The sequence below is a fragment of the Histidinibacterium aquaticum genome (genome assembly GCF_008710275.1).
Taxonomy (GTDB): domain Bacteria; phylum Pseudomonadota; class Alphaproteobacteria; order Rhodobacterales; family Rhodobacteraceae; genus Oceanicola; species Oceanicola aquaticus.
Genome location: NZ_VYQE01000005.1, coordinates 230886 through 246874, shown reverse-complemented (window position 1 = coordinate 246874; position 15989 = coordinate 230886). Strand labels below are relative to the sequence as shown.

Annotated in this window: 14 protein-coding genes and 2 riboswitches; of the genes, 4 read left to right on the top strand and 10 right to left on the bottom strand. The window is 65.6% G+C overall.

Translation table 11 applies throughout. From position 1 onward, the window contains the following. Window positions 1-279 (top strand): hypothetical protein (locus tag F3S47_RS19615; protein ID WP_223877856.1); only part of this gene is annotated, 279 nt, incomplete at its 5' end. 202 nt (window positions 280-481) lie between these two features. Here the strand turns inward: F3S47_RS19615 and msrQ are convergent. Beyond that, on the bottom strand, window positions 482-1084 hold the full coding sequence (gene msrQ, locus F3S47_RS16610; protein WP_150446418.1) for a protein-methionine-sulfoxide reductase heme-binding subunit MsrQ: 603 nt from the start codon (window positions 1082-1084) through the stop codon (window positions 482-484). Next, window positions 1084-1986, bottom strand: coding sequence for a protein-methionine-sulfoxide reductase catalytic subunit MsrP (msrP, locus tag F3S47_RS16605; protein WP_150446417.1), 903 nt, complete (start codon window positions 1984-1986; stop codon window positions 1084-1086). The genes msrQ and msrP overlap by 1 nt, the downstream gene beginning before the upstream one ends. A gap of 303 nt (window positions 1987-2289) precedes the next feature. Between msrP and F3S47_RS16600 the strand changes: the two genes are divergently transcribed. Next, a complete protein-coding gene (locus F3S47_RS16600) occupies window positions 2290-2766 on the top strand; it encodes a fasciclin domain-containing protein (RefSeq protein WP_150446416.1) in 477 nt (158 codons plus the stop codon). A gap of 76 nt (window positions 2767-2842) precedes the next feature. Here F3S47_RS16600 and clpB read toward each other — a convergent pair whose 3' ends face one another. The 3 genes from clpB to F3S47_RS16585 all read right to left on the bottom strand — a co-directional run bounded on the left by clpB (window position 2843) and on the right by F3S47_RS16585 (window position 7701). Further along, window positions 2843-5461, bottom strand: a complete 2619-nt coding sequence (gene clpB / locus F3S47_RS16595; RefSeq protein ID WP_150446415.1) for an ATP-dependent chaperone ClpB — start codon at window positions 5459-5461, stop codon at window positions 2843-2845. Between the two features lie 149 nt (window positions 5462-5610). Further along, window positions 5611-6684, bottom strand: coding sequence for a WD40/YVTN/BNR-like repeat-containing protein (locus F3S47_RS16590; RefSeq protein ID WP_150446414.1), 1074 nt, complete (start codon window positions 6682-6684; stop codon window positions 5611-5613). A gap of 54 nt (window positions 6685-6738) precedes the next feature. After that, entirely contained in the window at window positions 6739-7701 is a 963-nt protein-coding gene (locus tag F3S47_RS16585; RefSeq protein WP_150446413.1) for a hypothetical protein, read from the bottom strand. A 118-nt stretch (window positions 7702-7819) separates the two neighbouring features. On the opposite strand from F3S47_RS16585, the gene pyrF reads away from it, so the two are divergent. Together pyrF and F3S47_RS16575 are read left to right on the top strand one after the other, a co-directional pair. Beyond that, on the top strand, window positions 7820-8539 hold the full coding sequence (gene pyrF / locus F3S47_RS16580; protein ID WP_150446412.1) for an orotidine-5'-phosphate decarboxylase: 720 nt from the start codon (window positions 7820-7822) through the stop codon (window positions 8537-8539). 140 nt (window positions 8540-8679) lie between these two features. Next, entirely contained in the window at window positions 8680-8889 is a 210-nt protein-coding gene (locus F3S47_RS16575) for an orotidine 5'-phosphate decarboxylase (protein WP_150446411.1), read from the top strand. Window positions 8890-9021: 132 nt separating this feature from the next. On the opposite strand, the gene F3S47_RS16570 is transcribed toward F3S47_RS16575, so the two are convergent. The 5 genes from F3S47_RS16570 to F3S47_RS16550 form a co-directional block, all read right to left on the bottom strand. Beyond that, window positions 9022-10755, bottom strand: a complete 1734-nt coding sequence (locus tag F3S47_RS16570) for an IS1 family transposase (protein ID WP_150446410.1) — start codon at window positions 10753-10755, stop codon at window positions 9022-9024. A gap of 147 nt (window positions 10756-10902) precedes the next feature. After that, window positions 10903-12153, bottom strand: a complete 1251-nt coding sequence (locus F3S47_RS16565; protein WP_150446409.1) for a D-amino acid dehydrogenase — start codon at window positions 12151-12153, stop codon at window positions 10903-10905. Between the two features lie 30 nt (window positions 12154-12183). Beyond that, window positions 12184-12296, bottom strand: a riboswitch (glycine riboswitch). A gap of 6 nt (window positions 12297-12302) precedes the next feature. Then, window positions 12303-12373, bottom strand: a riboswitch (glycine riboswitch). A gap of 109 nt (window positions 12374-12482) precedes the next feature. After that, complete coding sequence (locus tag F3S47_RS16560) at window positions 12483-13388, bottom strand: LysR family transcriptional regulator (protein ID WP_150446408.1); 906 nt, start codon at window positions 13386-13388, stop codon at window positions 12483-12485. A 135-nt stretch (window positions 13389-13523) separates the two neighbouring features. Then, window positions 13524-15545: an NADPH-dependent 2,4-dienoyl-CoA reductase gene (locus F3S47_RS16555; protein WP_150446407.1), complete on the bottom strand. Its 2022-nt coding sequence runs from the start codon at window positions 15543-15545 to the stop codon at window positions 13524-13526. Window positions 15546-15617: 72 nt separating this feature from the next. Beyond that, entirely contained in the window at window positions 15618-15980 is a 363-nt protein-coding gene (locus F3S47_RS16550) for a hypothetical protein (RefSeq protein WP_150446406.1), read from the bottom strand. Between the last annotated feature and the right edge of the window lie 9 nt (window positions 15981-15989).

Genomic DNA, 15989 nt, shown 5'->3' with positions numbered 1-15989 from the left:
TGTCTGATCCATCGAATGAACCAAACCGCCCACATATCTCTTCAGATACTCGCGATTTCAAAGAGCGTGAGAGACAAAACCGACTGGATGCGCCCTTCTTCCTTGGCGCGCCCCGCCTGCATGCTCTCGAATTTCCTGCCGCCTCACCCCGCCTTCCGCTATCGCGTCCGACCCGGTGGAGCGTCCCGCCAGCGCCTCAGCGCCGCCGGTGAGGGGGTATCTACGGTTTGCGGCCGGACCTCGCAAGAGCTTTTTTCGGGAAAGACGCATTTTTTGTGACAGACCCCGATTTACCCGGTTTTTCAGTCGGTTACTGCAATATCGTTCCTGTGACGGAGGGTCCCGAGACAAGAATATTGCCCTGCCCCTGCCGGCTCCGATCCAACATCTTGGGTCTCCCTCTGTGTCACCCCCAAGAGCGCCCGAGTCACCGGGAACTCGCCGGCCTACTCAGCGGTTCACCGGGATGAATCGGGGCGATTCAGGCCGTCGCGAGTCGTCTGGACCGCGGCACACGGAGAAGCAGAAGCACCCCGATGGTCCCGGCGTACAGAAGCGGCTCAAGTTCAAAGCCCTTCACGAGCCAGACGTAGTGCAGCGCCCCGAGGATGACCGCCGGATAGACGAGCCTGTGCAGCCGGCGCCAGGTCGCGCCGCCGAGCTTGCGGATGCTCAGGTTGTTGGACGACAGTGCGAGGGGCACGAGGAGCAGGAATCCCGCCATTCCGATGGTGATGTAGGGCCGCTTCACGATATCGGCCCAGACACGGGCCACCGACTGCAGGTCCAGCACCGCCCAGACGAGCACATGGGCGATCAGCACATAGAAGGCCATGAGCCCGATTGCGCGCCGGAACTTGAGCAGGTTTATCCCGGCGTGCTTGCGGAGAGGCGTGACCGCCAGCCCCGCGATCAGCAACTGGAGGGCCAGCTCACCGTAGGCATGTTCGAGTGCCTCGACGGGCTCCGGCCCAAGCGCCCCGGTCGCCCCCCTATAGAAGAGCGCGCCGATCCAGGCGAACCCGAGAAGGTAGATGGGCCAGGCCGGGACCCGGCGAAGCGCCTGGTTGATCGCCTGTGCCATCAGAAGAACTCCTGCAGATCCATCCCCTCGTAGAGAGAGGCGACCTCTTCCTCGTACCCGTTGAACATGAGCGTGGGCTTACGGGGCGCGAAAAGGCCTCCGCCGATCTCGCGCTCGGTGGCCTGCGACCACCGCGGGTGATCCACGTTGGGGTTCACGTTGCTGTAGAAGCCGTATTCCCGCGGATTGATGATGTTCCAGGTGGCCGGCGGCTCCTCTTCCACGAGGGAGATGCGGACGATCGACTTGATGGACTTGAAGCCGTACTTCCACGGGACGACCAGCCGGATCGGCGCGCCGTTCTGGTTCGGCATCGGCTGATCGTAGATGCCGGTCGCCATGAGCGTGAGCGGATGGCGTGCCTCGTCCAACCGCAGGCCCTCCACATAGGGGAAGGGAATAACGCGCCGGCGGACGCCGACCATGTTGTCCGGCTGGACCGCCGTCTCAAAGGCCACGAAACGCGCCCCGTCCTGAACGCCGATCCGATCCAGGATATCGGCAAGCTCGATCCCCCGCCACGGCACGACCATCGACCAGGCCTCCACGCAGCGGAAGCGGTAGATGCGCTCTTCTTCCGTGAGCCCGCCGATCAGGTCCTCGAGGCTATATTCACCCGGGTTGTCGACGAGGCCGTCGACCGTGACCCGCCAATCCGCGGTCTCAAGCGCATCGGCATTGCGGGCCGGATCGTTCTTGCCGGTCCCGAACTCATAGAAGTTGTTGTAGCTGGTGATGTCCTCGAGGCTGTTCGGTTCGAGCTCGTCCTGGGCGAGCGCCGGAGAGGCTATCGCCCCGAAGCCGCCCGCGGCGAGGCCGGCCATGATCTGGCGGCGGTTCAGGTAGTGCCCGATCGGAGTCACGTCGTTCCGCGTGAGCGTGTTGATCCAGCGATGCGCCATGTGGCCTCTCCCTTATCCTTGTCTTTCCCAAGGTAAGGAAAGCCGCGCGAGAACCTAGGTTACATTCGTCACGATGGCGCGGGCTGCTGTAATGAGCACCCCGAAGGTCACGCGGCGATCACCTGACCTAAAGTCAATGTGATTGGAAATTCGCAGAGGCCGACGCTTAGGCGGCCATCCTGTTCGGTCAATGGGGTCCATGCGCCTATCTTCACCCGCCTGTCAGTGAACCGGTTGGCCTCGGAGCCGTAGTAGAGGGCGATGTCAGTAGAGACATCCGAAACTGACGAAAGGGAGTTTGAAATGCTTCGCACGACTATTCTTGCCGCCGCCTCCACCGCCGCGCTCGCCACCGCCGCCTTCGCGGCCGAGCACGAAGGTATGGACATCGTTGCCACCGCTGCCGAGGCCGGCAACTTCACCACGCTCGCCGGCGCGCTCGAGACCGCCGGTCTCGTCGAGACGCTTCAGGGCGAAGGCCCGTTCACCGTCTTCGCGCCGACCGATGACGCCTTCGCGGCGCTGCCCGAGGGCACGCTCGACGGTCTGAGCGAAGAGGAACTGACCTCGATCCTGACCTACCATGTCGTTCCGGGCTCGGTGATGTCCGGCGACCTCGAGGACGGCATGACCGCCGAGACGGTCAACGGCGCCGAAGTCGAGATCTCCATCGACGGCGACACGGTCATGGTGAACGGCGCGACCGTCACCACCGCCGACATCGAGGCCACCAACGGCGTGATCCACGTGATCGACGGCGTTCTGATGCCCGAGATGTAAGAGCGAGTTCGCTCGCTGACAAAAAAGGCCCCCTCCGCGGAGGGGGCCTTTCTTTTTGGATCAAGCTACGCGGACCCTAGTGGACGACCGCGCTTTCCGGCCGGTCGCGTTTGCTCCGTCCGACACGGTCCCCGACGATCAGCCCGTCGGCCCCCGCGCTGACGGGCACAGTCGCCCCGTCGAGGATGTCGCCCGCCAGCAGCATCTCGGCCAGCGGATCCTGCAGCGCCCGCTGGATCACCCGCTTGAGCGGTCGGGCCCCGAAGACCGGGTCGTAGCCCTCGTCGGCCAGCCACTTCCGAGCGCCCTCGTCCAGCTCCAGCTCGATCTTCCGCGACTGCAGCCGCTTCTCGAGCCGAGCGAGCTGGATGTCGACGATGCCGTCCATGTCTTCCCGGTTCAGCCGGTCGAAGATGACGGTCTCGTCCAGCCGGTTCAGGAATTCCGGCCGGAAGTGCGCCCGTACCGCGTCCATCACGTCACGCCGCGCCTGGGAGCTGTCCGCCCCGTCGGGAAGACGGCTCAGCGCCTGCGACCCGAGGTTCGAGGTCAGGACGATCAGCGTCTGCTTGAAGTCGACCGTCCGGCCCTGGCCGTCGGTCAGCACGCCGTCGTCCAGAACCTGCAGCAGCACGTTGAAGACATCCGGGTGCGCCTTCTCGACCTCGTCGAAGAGCAGAACCTGATAGGGACGCCGACGAACGGCCTCGGTCAGAACCCCGCCCTCGTCGTATCCGACGTAGCCCGGAGGCGCGCCGATCAGACGGGCGACAGAGTGCTTCTCCATGAACTCGCTCATGTCGATCCGGACCATCGCCTGGTCGTCGTCGAAGAGGAACTCGGCCACGGCCTTCGTCAGCTCGGTCTTGCCCACGCCCGTCGGGCCCAGGAAGAGGAACGAGCCCAGCGGCCGATTCTCGTCGTTCAGCCCGGCGCGCGCCCGGCGGACGGCATTCGCCACCGCCTGGACCGCCGCGTTCTGTCCGATGACCCGCTTGTGCAGGCCTTCTTCCATGCGCAGCAGCTTCTCGCGCTCGCCTTCCAGCATCTTGCTGGTGGGAATACCGGTCCAGCGCTCCACGACTTCGGCGATCTGCTCGGGCCGCACGGCCTCTTCGACCATCAGCCCCTCGTCCTCGGCCTGCTCGGCCTCGCCGAGCTCACGCTCGAGCTGGGGAATGATGCCGTAGGAGAGCTCACCCGCCTTCGCCAGGTTTCCTTCGCGCTTGGCCATGTCGAGTTCGGCCCGCGCCCGGTCGAGTTTCTCCTTCAGTTCGCGCGCGCTTTCGAGCTTGTCGCGCTCGGATTGCCACTTGGCGGTCATCTCGTCCGAGCGTTCCTGCAGCTCGGCGAGCTCCTTCTCGATCCGCTCGAGCCGGTCCTTCGACGCCTGGTCGTCTTCCTTGCGCAGCGCCTCGACCTCGATCTGGTACTGCAGGATCTGGCGATCCAGCGCGTCCAGTTCCTCGGGCTTGGAGTCCACCTCCATGCGCAGGCGGCTCGCGGCCTCGTCCATCAGGTCGATGGCCTTGTCGGGCAGGAAACGGTCGGTGATGTAGCGGTGCGAGAGCGTCGCCGCCGAGACCAGCGCGGAGTCGGAGATCCGCACGCCGTGGTGAAGCTCGTACTTCTCCTTGATGCCGCGCAGGATCGAGATCGTGTCCTCGACCGTCGGCTCTTCCACCATCAGGGGCTGGAAGCGCCGGGCGAGAGCGGCGTCCTTCTCGACGTGCTTGCGGTATTCGTCGAGCGTAGTGGCACCAATGCAGTGCAGCTCACCCCGGGCCAGGGCTGGCTTGATGAGGTTGGCCGCGTCCATGGCGCCTTCGGATTTGCCCGCGCCCACCAGCGTGTGCATCTCGTCAATGAAAAGGATGACCTCGCCGGCGGCGGCCTCGATCTCCTTCAGGATCGACTTCAAACGCTCCTCGAACTCGCCACGGTATTTCGCGCCCGCGATGAGCGCGCCCATGTCGAGGGCGAGCAGCTTCTTGTTGCGCAGGCTCTCCGGCACGTCGCCATCGATGATCCGCAGGGCGAGGCCCTCGGCAATGGCGGTCTTGCCGACGCCAGGCTCACCGATGAGGACGGGGTTGTTCTTCGTGCGGCGGCTGAGAACCTGCATCGCACGGCGGATTTCCTCGTCACGGCCGATGATCGGATCGATCTTGCCCTCGCGGGCGCGCTCGGTGAGGTCGATGGCGTACTTGTTCAGCGCATCGTAGCCCTCTTCCGCCGAGGCGGTGTCCGCCGTACGTCCCTTGCGCAGGTCGTTGATCGCCGAGTTCAGCGTCATGGCGGAGACGTTGCCGGCGTCGAGCGCCTCCTTCGCCTTCGACTTGACGATGGTGAGCGCGGTCAGGATGCGCTCCACGGGAACGAAACTGTCGCCGGCCTTCTTGGCAAGCTTCTCGGCCTCGTCGAGCACCTTGCCGGTGGTCGGATCGAGGTAGACCTGCCCGGCATCGCCGGACACCTTCGGCAGCTTTCCAAGCGCGAGATCGAGCGCCTCGCCCACGCGGTCGGGCGCGCCGCCCGCGCTCCGGATGAGGTTGGCGGCGAGTCCCTGCTCGTCGTCCATCAGCGCTTTCAACAGGTGTTCGGGGGTCAGCCGCTGGTGGCTTTCCCGCATGGCGATCGTCTGTGCGGCTTGGATGAAACCGCGAGACCGCTCCGTGAACTTGTCCAAGTTCATGGTACTTTCTCCTCTAGCAAGCACCGGGCTTGTTCGGGCGCCCGCCAGGCAGCGCGCCTCTCGTCCCGGCCTCCGGCACAAGATGTGGGGGGTGCGACGGGGGCGATCAAGGCGTCAGGCCACGGATCGGGATCGATTTTCCGGCGGTGTCACGCGACGCGCATCGCTTCCACCGAGTAGATGAGCGGCAGGTCCCGCGCGACGCAGCTCCAGCGGTCTCCGCCGTCCCGGCTGGCGTAGAGCGAGCCGGAGTTGGTGCCGAAGTAGAGACCGATGTCCTCCAGCCCGTCGGTCGCCATCGCCTGGCGAAGCACGGTGAAGTAGCAGTGCTCCTGCGGCAGCCCCTCCCGGAGGTCCTCCCAGGTCTGCCCGCCGTCGCGGGTCCGCCAGACCGCGGCCTTGCCATCCGGGCAGTGCCTGCCCTTGATGTCGCCGTTCATCGGGAAAAACCAGGCGGTGTCCGGGGCTCGGGGATGCGCGACGACCGGGAAACCGAAGGTTGATGGCAGGCCGTCGTCGATCGCCGTCCATTCCGCCCCGTGGTCCCGGCTGACGAACATGCCGTTATGTCCCTGCTGGTACATCGTCCCGGAAGGCCCGAGGGACAGGCCGTGAACGCAGTTGCCGAACTCGGGGTAGGTGTATTCGCCCGTGTCCCAGTCCAGCACCTTCACGCCCTTGTTGCGTGTGGACCAGGTTTCGCCGCCGTCCTCGGAATAGAAGGTGCCCGCGGAAGAGATGCCAACCCAGAGCCGGTCGGCGCTCTCGGGGTCCGTCAGGATGTGATGAAGGGTGAGCCCGGCGCCCCCTGGCGGCCAGTCGGGCCTGGTCGGGTGCTCCGACAGGCCACGGACGTGGCTCCAGGTCTGCCCGTGGTCCGTGCTTCGGAAGAGGCCGGCGGGTTTGACACCGGCGTAGATCGCTCCGTGACCGGCCCCGAGGGACCAGACCTGATCGATCGCCGTGTCGTCATCGTAGGCCAACCCTTCGCCGGACCGCGTCCAGCTCTCGCCGTGATCCTCGGTCTTCCAGACGTCCACCCCGAGGAACGCGCCGAAGCCGCCAGCTGCGTAGATCGCGCCGCTCTCCGGATCGTAGGTCATGTGGTTGATGGGCCAGGCGTCGCAGAACGGTCCGCGGATCGTCCAGTTCTCCCGGTCCTCGTCGCCTTCGATGATGAAGGCACCCTTGCTTGTCCCTAGCAACAGATCGACCCGCGCCATGCCACCGCTCCCGATTCCTGCGGGGTCAAGATAGCATGGCGCGGGCCGCCGGTCTCACTCCGCGGTGAGCGGATTGTCGTCACGGCCTTCGGGGCCGGAGGGCGTCGGGTAGAAGTTGCCGGCGCCACCGTCAGGATCGATCGGCGCCCCGTCGTTGGGGTCATTGACGAGGTCGGTCGGCTGTTCCGCGCCCTGTTCGGTGATCGACGCCGCGGTGTCGTCGCCCGGCACGGACCCTTCGTCCTCTTCGCCCGAGGCGATCGCGGCTACCGGGCCGGCGTCTTCGCTCGTGCCGTCATCTTGCGCCCGGCGCATCGTGGCGACGGGCTCGCTGTCACCGTCCTGAGCAGCGGCTTCCTGCTCTTCCGCCGGTTCGCCGGGAGCCGACTCTTCGAGCGGCGCGTTCTCGGGAGCTTCGGTCGTGGCGGCGTCGCCTTCCTCGGCGGTCCCCGTCTCCGAACCTTCGCTCGCGACCGGCGCCTCGCCGGCCTCGGACGTGCCCTCGTCGGCAGCCGCGGCGTCCTCTTCAGAGGTCTGCTCGGCGGCGGCCCCGTCCTCGGTCGCCGCTTCTTCGCCCTCGGTCGCGGTCTCACCATCAGCGGCAGCACCGTCCTCGTCCTCGACCACGGAGCCCGGCTCGACCGGCGGTTCGCCTTCGCCCGGGGTCTCGGTCACGCCGCGCTCGGGGGACTCGTCGGTGCGGGCGGAGGGAGCACCCTCGTCGGTCACGCCGTCGCCGGCGACATCGGCCCCGGCTCCCATTTCGACCGCGCTGTCGGCGGCGGGATCGGAGAGTGTCGTCTCGGAGGTATCGGCAACGCCCTCGGGCGCGGTGCCTTCACCGGTCTGGACGGGAATGCCGTCTTCATTCTCGACATCCACCGGCGTTCCGGTGCGCGCATCGAGAATAAGCGCCAGGGCGATGATCAGCCCCACGCCCACGGCCACGGCGATGATGCGCCAGAAAACGCTCGACCCGCGGTCGGCGCGTTTGAAACTCAGGTCCATGCCTGCCATCGTCTACTCCTGTCTCGTGTTCCTTGGGGAACCCACGGACCCCGTTTGCCGTTCCCGTGCGCCTTGACCAAGGGCGAAAGCTGCGTCACTCGGTCCCGACACAGCCGGAGACGCACAAATGACCGCGGATGATCGTCTCATCGTCGCTCTCGACCTGCCCGACGCGCTGTCCGGGCTTCGTCTGGCCGAGAGCCTGGGCGATACCGTGAATTTCTACAAGATCGGGCTGGGTATGCTGACCGGCGGCGGCCTTGCCCTCGCGAACGAGCTCAAGACCGAGCACGGCAAGCGCATCTTCCTCGACATGAAGCTCTTCGACATCGGCGCCACGGTCGAGGCTGCAGTGCGCGGACTGGCCCAGTTCGACCTCGATTTCCTCACCGTCCATGGCGACCCGCATGTCGTCCGCGCGGCGCGCGAGGGGGCGGGCGACTCGGGTATGAAGATCCTCGCCGTGACCATCCTCACCTCCCTGGACCGCGCCGACCTCGATGATGCCTGCATCAAGCCGGGTACGATCCCGGACCTCGTTCCCGAACGAGCCGCGCGGGCCTTCGAGGCCGGTGCCGACGGCGTGATCGCCAGCCCGAACGAGGCCGCCGCCATTCGCGCCCTTCCCGAGGCGGAGGGACGCCTGATCGTGACGCCGGGAGTTCGCCCGGCCGGCAGCGAGAGCGGCGATCAGAAGCGGATCGCCACCCCGGCCGCCGCCGTGGCCGCCGGGGCGGATCATGTCGTGGTCGGCCGGCCGGTCTGGCAGTCGCCCGACCCGCGCGGCACTGCGCAGTCCATCGTCTCCGAACTGTCATCGCCACAGGCCCGCCAGCCGAACCGCTGATCCGCTGTTCACGGTGGAGTGATTCTGGCGCCGACTCGGGCGCTGAAACTTTTTCGGCCGATGCAAGTTTATTCGTCAATAAGGACCGCGACAGGCAAGAGTGTTGCCCAAACCCGCGGTCGGATATTGAGGAGTTCGAGATGGACAACGTGAGTTTCGGCCCGATCCGCTACAATGCCGCCGACGGCGCCTTCGAAGCCAAGGTGGATATCGCCCGTGACGGACGGACCTTCCGCTACCCGGCCCGCTACCCCGCCCCCCTCGACATGCCGTCGCACAAGGTCCGCGCAGGCCTCGCCGCCCGCGCCCGCGCGATGTCCGACAGCGGCGATCTCCGGTCGGTCCTTTAACGGCTCCGAGAAATCCAGATTCGGTCATCTGCCTGTCCCTGCTCGATGACCTTATACTGCCCCGGCCCTTGGGCAAGCCCCTTACCAAAGGTGTTGTAGATTGCGCGTCGCCTCGGCGGCGCGCTTTCTCGTTCATTCGCCGAAGAGATCTCGCTCGTAAATCCGGCCTTTCGCCAGGCCCAGCTTCATTGCAGGCGTCCGTTTCGTCTGCCGGGTGCCCATCCAGTTGTGGTGGAACCGATAGATCTCGATGATCTTGACCAACATCTCTGGCCGGTAGAGGAAATGCCGATCCCAAGTGCGGCCGTTGCTGCTCGGAGTCGACACAGGCCGGGATGCGGGGCGGACATTGCTGCGGATCTTGTGGAAGTAGCTGTCGACGCTGCGCAGGGTGGCGAGTCGTATCAGCCTCGCGCACCGTTCCGTGGTCAGTTCGGGGCGGTCGGTCTTCAAGTCGACGACCCGCGAGGGCTCGGATTTCGTATGGTATGGCCAAGCGAACGGGGTGCCGAGCCGATGACCGGCAAGGCGCTTCACGATCTCCCGGTCGATCTCCTCGTTGAAGATCTTCTCGGGCAGGCTGTCGAGTTGATGAGCCGAAAGGCCCAGGTCGTTGCGCAGGTCGCGGCGCCCTTGGGCCCACAGCGCCTCACGGATATCGTTCACCTGATACTTGTCGAAGGCCACGGTGGCGATGTCGACACGACCGGCCTGAACTTCGGGGGCGAAGGCCGCCAGGAATGCCTTGCTGAGGCCCGCATCCCCGTCCTGGACGAAGTAGAAGCGGCAGCCCGAGTGCGAGACCATCCGCCTGAGCATCAAGGCGTGGGCATACTGCTGGGTGTCCTGGCGCACGAGACCGCCTTCGTGGGGGAGTTGAAGCCCGAGATCGACGTCTGCCGCGATCTCCGGGTCGAGGACGACCTTCGCGGTGATATCGTCGAGATATTTCTTGAACTCCGCTGCGGTCCACAGGCGCCCGTGTCGCCGCATACAGCGCGCCTTTTTGATGTCTCCGTTGAGCGCCATGTCGATCTCGACCTGCTCCATATCACCCGCCGGGTCGAACTGGAGGTGGCCGAGGACGATGTATCCCGAGTTGGCGTGCGCGGTGCAGAGATGCTGAACCGCGACCGATGCCCGCTTCTTCCGGTTTGGCCAGTTGAGCGTGAGGGTCTGGCCGTCCGTAGCGAACCGGCGTCCGTATCGCTCCCAGTCTACGCCACGAAGATCACCCTCGCGGCGTGCCGTGAATTCCCGAACACGCGCGTGGATGAAGTCCAACTTGCGGTAGACATCCCTGGGGGCGAGATCGGCAATCTCCGAGATCTTCGACAGGGAGTTGCCGTGCACAAGAAGCTTGAGGACCTCGCCATTCTTCGACCTGCGCTTATGGGTCCTTGCGGGGTGCCCGACAGTGAATGTCGAGTGGCAACGCTTGCAAGTATAGCGTTGGTTTCCGGCTTTGCTGCGGCCCGACTTGCGATAGAGCTCCGGTCTGTCATCGACAGATTTTCCATTCGAGAGACAGTGGTTCTTCCGGCACGATCTTCCTGCCCCGTCAGGGCGTTGCAAACGGCGCAGACGCGTGTATTCTTCAACGATGGCGCGGTTGTTTTTGACCACGGACTCCTGTCCGCACGAGCCGCAGGTGAAGGCTTTCTTGTCGCCCGAACCGCCGACTTCCCCGCGAGGGAAATTGGTATTCGCCGACGAGAGACCGCCCCCACGCCCATCGCGCGGGTCGGGAAAAATGCCGAACTGGGCGCATTGCGCGTTTCGGCAAAAGTTTACATCGACCCCGAAAAACGGGAGTGGAAGACGCCGCTTCCTTGCAGTCGCAGATTTTTGCGAGACAGACTTCACCTGACACCTCCATCGTGAGATTGCGTCAAGCCAGTCCTTTAAGAGAAAGGTTGGCCACAGAGTGGCCAACCGAAGAATTTTCTAAAACACCTTTGGTAAGGGGCTTGGCCCTTGGGCCGGGGCTTTTTTACATTCAGGGCTGGCCGGTCAAGCCGGGCTGAGTGCCGGGCGAGCTCCCTGCCCCGCCTTCTCCCGCAGGTCCGCGATGACATGCGCCGCCACGGCGTCGGCGGTCGCGGCCGAGAGAGTCCAGCCGAGGTGTCCGTGACCGGTGTTGTAGTAGACGCCGCGTGCCCGCCCGGGGCCGACGCGCGGCATCATGTCGGGCATCATCGGCCGGAGGCCGGCCCAGGGGACCACGCTCTCTGTCGACACACCCGGGAAATGCCGCTCGACCCATTCCGTCAGGGGCCGGACGCGGTCCTCACGGATGTCGCGGTTGCGCCCGTTGAACTCGGCGGTCCCGGCCACGCGGAAACGGTCGCGTCCCAGGCGCGAAGTGACGATCTTGGCCTTGTCGTCGAGAAGAGAGACCGTCGGCGCGGCCTCGCGGCTCTGCCGGTCGGCGAGATTCACCGTGATGGAATAGCCCTTCACAGGGTAGATGTTCACCCGGTCTCCCAGCTTCCGCGCGATGTCGCGCGAGCCCACGCCCGCGCAGACCACGACGCCGTCGAAGCGATCCGTTCCCTCCTCGGTGTCGATGCGGACGGACCCGTCACCGGCAACGACATCCTCGATCTCGGTCCCCATCCGGAAGCGCACGCCGCGCTCGGACAGCCAGTCCGCCAGTCCGACGGTGAACTTGTGAATGTCTCCGGTGGAGTCGCTCTCGGTCCAGAAGCCGCCCAGGACATCGGCCTGCAGGCGGGGCTCGATCTCACGGACCTCCTTCGCCGAAAGCTCTTGTCGCGTCAGCCCCGCTTCGCCGAGCATGGCCGTGACCTTGCGGGCGTGGGCGAGATCGCGTTCGGTCTCGTAGAAATGGAGGATGCCGGCCGGGGAGAAGTCGAAGTCGATCCCCGCGCGGTCCGCCATTTCGGCCATCCCCGAGCGAGCCGCGATCGCCATTTTCGCCGTCGCGATCGTGTTGGACCGGTAGCGGGGGATCGCGGCGAGGAATTCTGCCATCCAGCTGAACTTGTGCCAGCTCGGCCGCGGATTGACCGAAAGCGGGGCGTCGGGGGTCAGCATCCACCGGATGCCCTTCAGAACCGTGGACCACTGGGTCCAGGTTTCGGCGTTCGAGGCCGAGAGTTGCCCGCCATTCGCGAAGGATGTCTCCATCGCGGCATAGCGGTTGCGGTCGTAGACGGTTACCTCGATCCCGCGCGCCATCAGCGAATACGCGGTAGTAACGCCCGTGATGCCCGCTCCGAGGACGGCATAGTGGGTCATGGCCTGCTCCATCACGCGCTCGCGCGCGCCACTGCCCCCTCCGTTCAGAGCCTGAGAGATTCGCCGCAGGGCCTCCTGGCCCGTGTGGCTTGCTCCTTCGGCGGGGTGCCGTTTCCCGGCACCCACTCTTCGGAGTTGTTGCAGCCCGTCCGGTCCCTTGTGCCTGAGAGTTTACCGGGGCGGTTTCTCCTTCGGCGGCGGGGTCTCCGCGCTCTCCCGGCGCGGGCCGTTTCCGATGGGAAACATATAGGACGAGCGGCCCCAGCCGCTCAAATCAAGCTTTCACATGATCCAGATGAGCGCGCTTCATGCTTGGCGCGCTCGGGCGGTCACCAGTTGTCCGGGCCCTTCTCGGCAAATGCATGCACGAGGAAGTCGATGAAGGCGCGAACCTTGGGCTGGGTGAACCGCCCGGGAGGATAGACCGCGTAGATACCCTGCGTCTCGACCGGCAGATCAGGGATCGCTTCCTCAACCAGTCCGGCGGCGTAGGCGTCGGCGTAGAGGAAGGAGGGAAGATAGGCGATGCCGAGCCCGGAAATGCAGGCGTTGAGCAGCGACTGCCCGTCGTTCACGGTGAGCCAGCCGGCCGTGCGGACCTGGCGTTTCTCGCCCGAAGGCGCCGTCAGCTTCCAGACAGCACCGTTGGACTGGTTCGAGTAGTGCAGGAGCTTGTGCTCGTTCAGATCGTCGATCCGCTGCGGACGCCCGTACTTCTGGAAATAGGACGGCGCGGCGATCATGCGCTTGCTGGTTTCGGTCAGCTTCCGGGCGCGAAGGGTCGAATCCTCAAGCTCCCCGATGCGGACCGCCATGTCGAAACCTTCGGAGATGAGCTCAACGTAGCGGTTGTTCAGGACCATGTTCACCGTGATCTCGGGGAATTCCGACAGGAACTCTCCCAAGACGGGCGAAAGGTGGTTCACACCAAAATCGGTAGCGACGGAGATCCTCAGCAGACCCGAAGGGGCCGACTGCATGGAAGTCACGAGCGCATCGGCCTCTCCGGCATCGTTGAGGACCCGGCGGGCCCGGTCGTAGTAGGCGAGGCCGATCTCGGTCGGAGAGACGCGGCGGGTCGTCCGGTTCAGAAGGCGCGCCCCGAGCCGCGCCTCGAGCGAGGAGACGTGCTTTGACACGGCGGACTTGGAGATCCCCATCTTCTTCGCAGCGTCCGTGAACCCACCCTGGTCAACGACGGTTGCGAAGGCTTCCATTTCGGTCAGGCGATCCATTGGCAGCCCTTCTGCGATAATCCTTGCGAGCCCCCCCGGTTTGGCGCGCAATTCGGGCAGCAATGGGCCGCTGAACAGACAATCTAGCGAAATTTGGTCAGTCTGTACGCCGACTCGAAACGTACCGATTTGATTTCAGAAAGTCGCGGCCAGTCGAACGGCCTGGTCGATTGCGCGCTTCGCATCGAGTTCTGCGGCAACATCCGCCCCTCCGATGACATGCGGCGTCAGACCGTCGGCCAGCAAGGCGTCCGCCAGCGACCGGGCGCTCTCCTGCCCTGCGCACAGGACGATGGTGTCCGCCTCGATGAGCGTCGGGCGCTCCCGTGCCTCGCCGAAGCTGATCTGTAGGCCTTCGGGGACGATCCGCTCGTAATTCACGCCGCCGACCATCTCGACACCCTTCGCCCGCAGCCCCGCGCGGTGAATCCAGCCAGTCGTCTTGCCCAGCCTCTTGCCCAGTTTCTCCGACTTTCGTTGCAGCAAGGTGACCTTGCGCACCGGCGCTTCGGGCTGGGGGCCCTCAGGCATGAGGCCGGCGCGTTCCCGTTCCGGGTCGGTGACGCCCCATTCCTCCATCCAGGCCTCCAGATCGAGGGTCGGGCTCTCGCCGGTGACGAGGAACTCGGCCACGTCAAAGCCGATCCCGCCGGCGCCGACGATCGCGACCCGATCTCCCACCGGCGCTCCACGAATCACGTCGCCGTACCCGAAGACATGCGGAGCATCCTGTCCCGGGATCCCGGGGTCTCGGGCCGTGACGCCAGTGGCCACAACGACCTCGTCGTAGTCCCGTAGGTTGTCGGACCTGACCGTCGTATTCAGCCGGATATCCACGCCTTCGGCCGAGAGGCGCGCCGCGAACCAGTCGACGAGCCCGTCGAACTCCTCCTTGCCCGGGATTCGCCGGGCGAGGTTGAGCTGACCGCCGATCCGGTCGCTCGACTCGTAGAGGATTACGCCATGTCCGCGTTCCGCGGCGGTGATCGCGGCGGCCATCCCCGCCGGGCCGGCCCCCACGACCGCGACGGTCTTTCGCGTGGTCGCCGGGACAAGCGGAATCTCCGTCTCGTGGCAGGCGCGCGGGTTGACCAGGCAGGAGCTGATCTTGCCGGAGAACGTGTGGTCGAGGCAGGCCTGGTTGCAGGCGATGCAGGGCGCGATCTGGCGGGCCCGGCCGGTGCGGGCCTTCTCCACGAAGTCTGCATCGGCGAGGAAAGGACGAGCCATCGAGACCATGTCGGCGCAGCCCTCGGCGAGGACCTCTTCCGCGACCTCCGGCGTGTTGATCCGGTTGGACGTGATGACCGGGACCGAGACCTCGCCCATGAGCTTCCGGGTCACCCAGGCGAAGGCCCGACGCGGCACGCTCGTGGCGATGGTTGGGACCCGGGCCTCGTGCCAGCCGATGCCGGTGTTGAGGATCGAGGCGCCCGCCTTCTCGATGGCGTGGGCAAGTTGCACGACCTCCTCCCAGCTCGACCCCTCGGGAACGAGGTCGATGAGGGAAATGCGGTAGATCACGATGAAATCGGGACCCACCGCCTCGCGCACCCGGCGCACCACCTCGACCGGCAGGCGCATCCGGTTCTCGTAGGTCCCGCCCCAGCGGTCCGTCCGCTTGTTCGTCCGGGTCACCAGGAACTGGTTCAGGAAGTAGCCCTCAGACCCCATGATCTCGACGCCGTCGTACCCGGCCTCGCGCGCACGGCTCGCGGCAGTGACGATATCGGCGATCTGCTTCTCGATGCCCTCTTCGTCGAGCTCCGCGGGCTTGAAGAGCGAAATGGGCGACTTGATCGCCGAGGGGGCCACGCACTCGGGCGAATAGGCATAGCGGCCGGCGTGGAGGATCTGCATCGCGATCCGCCCACCCTCGGAATGAACCCGATCCGTCACGACCCGGTGGTTCGCGATGTCCTGATCGGTAAAGAGGCCGGCCGCCCCCGGGTAGACGCCGCCCTCGCGGTTCGGGGCCATGCCGCCTGTGACCATGAGGCCGACGCCCCCGCGCGCCCGGTCGGCATAGAATGTCGCGACGCGCTCCCAATCCTTGGTCTCTTCAAGGCCCGTGTGCATCGAGCCCATGAGAACCCGGTTCGGCAGCACGACGTGCCCCAGGTCGAGCGGGGAAAGCAGATTGGGGTAATCGGTCATCGCGGGTCCTCCTGCCCCTGCTGTCGCTCAGCGTAAGGCACGGGTCACCCGGAACGCGGCGTCACGGGCAGTTCAAGCCGTTTCCGAGCAGTGCCGGCGAAAGGCTCTCTTGAGCATGTCGAGCTCGGCGCGAAGCAGATCGACCTCCGCCCGGATGTCTTCCTCGACGGCTTCTCCGGCGAGCACCGCGAAGCTTGTCAGACGTTCGCCCGTCTCGTCATTCGACACCACGACGGTCTGCACGCCGTCGGAGACCACGTCCGCCGGGATCGGGATGCGCACCAGGTGGACTCCGTCGGACGGCGTGATTTCGACATCGGGCAGCGTACGCTCGTCCCAGTGAACGGAGAGTCTGGGCTCCATCGGAGCGCCGGTCAGGACGCCCTCCCAGAAACCACCGGCGAGGCGAGTTTTCGTCAGTGTCATCTCTGCCATGGGAACTCC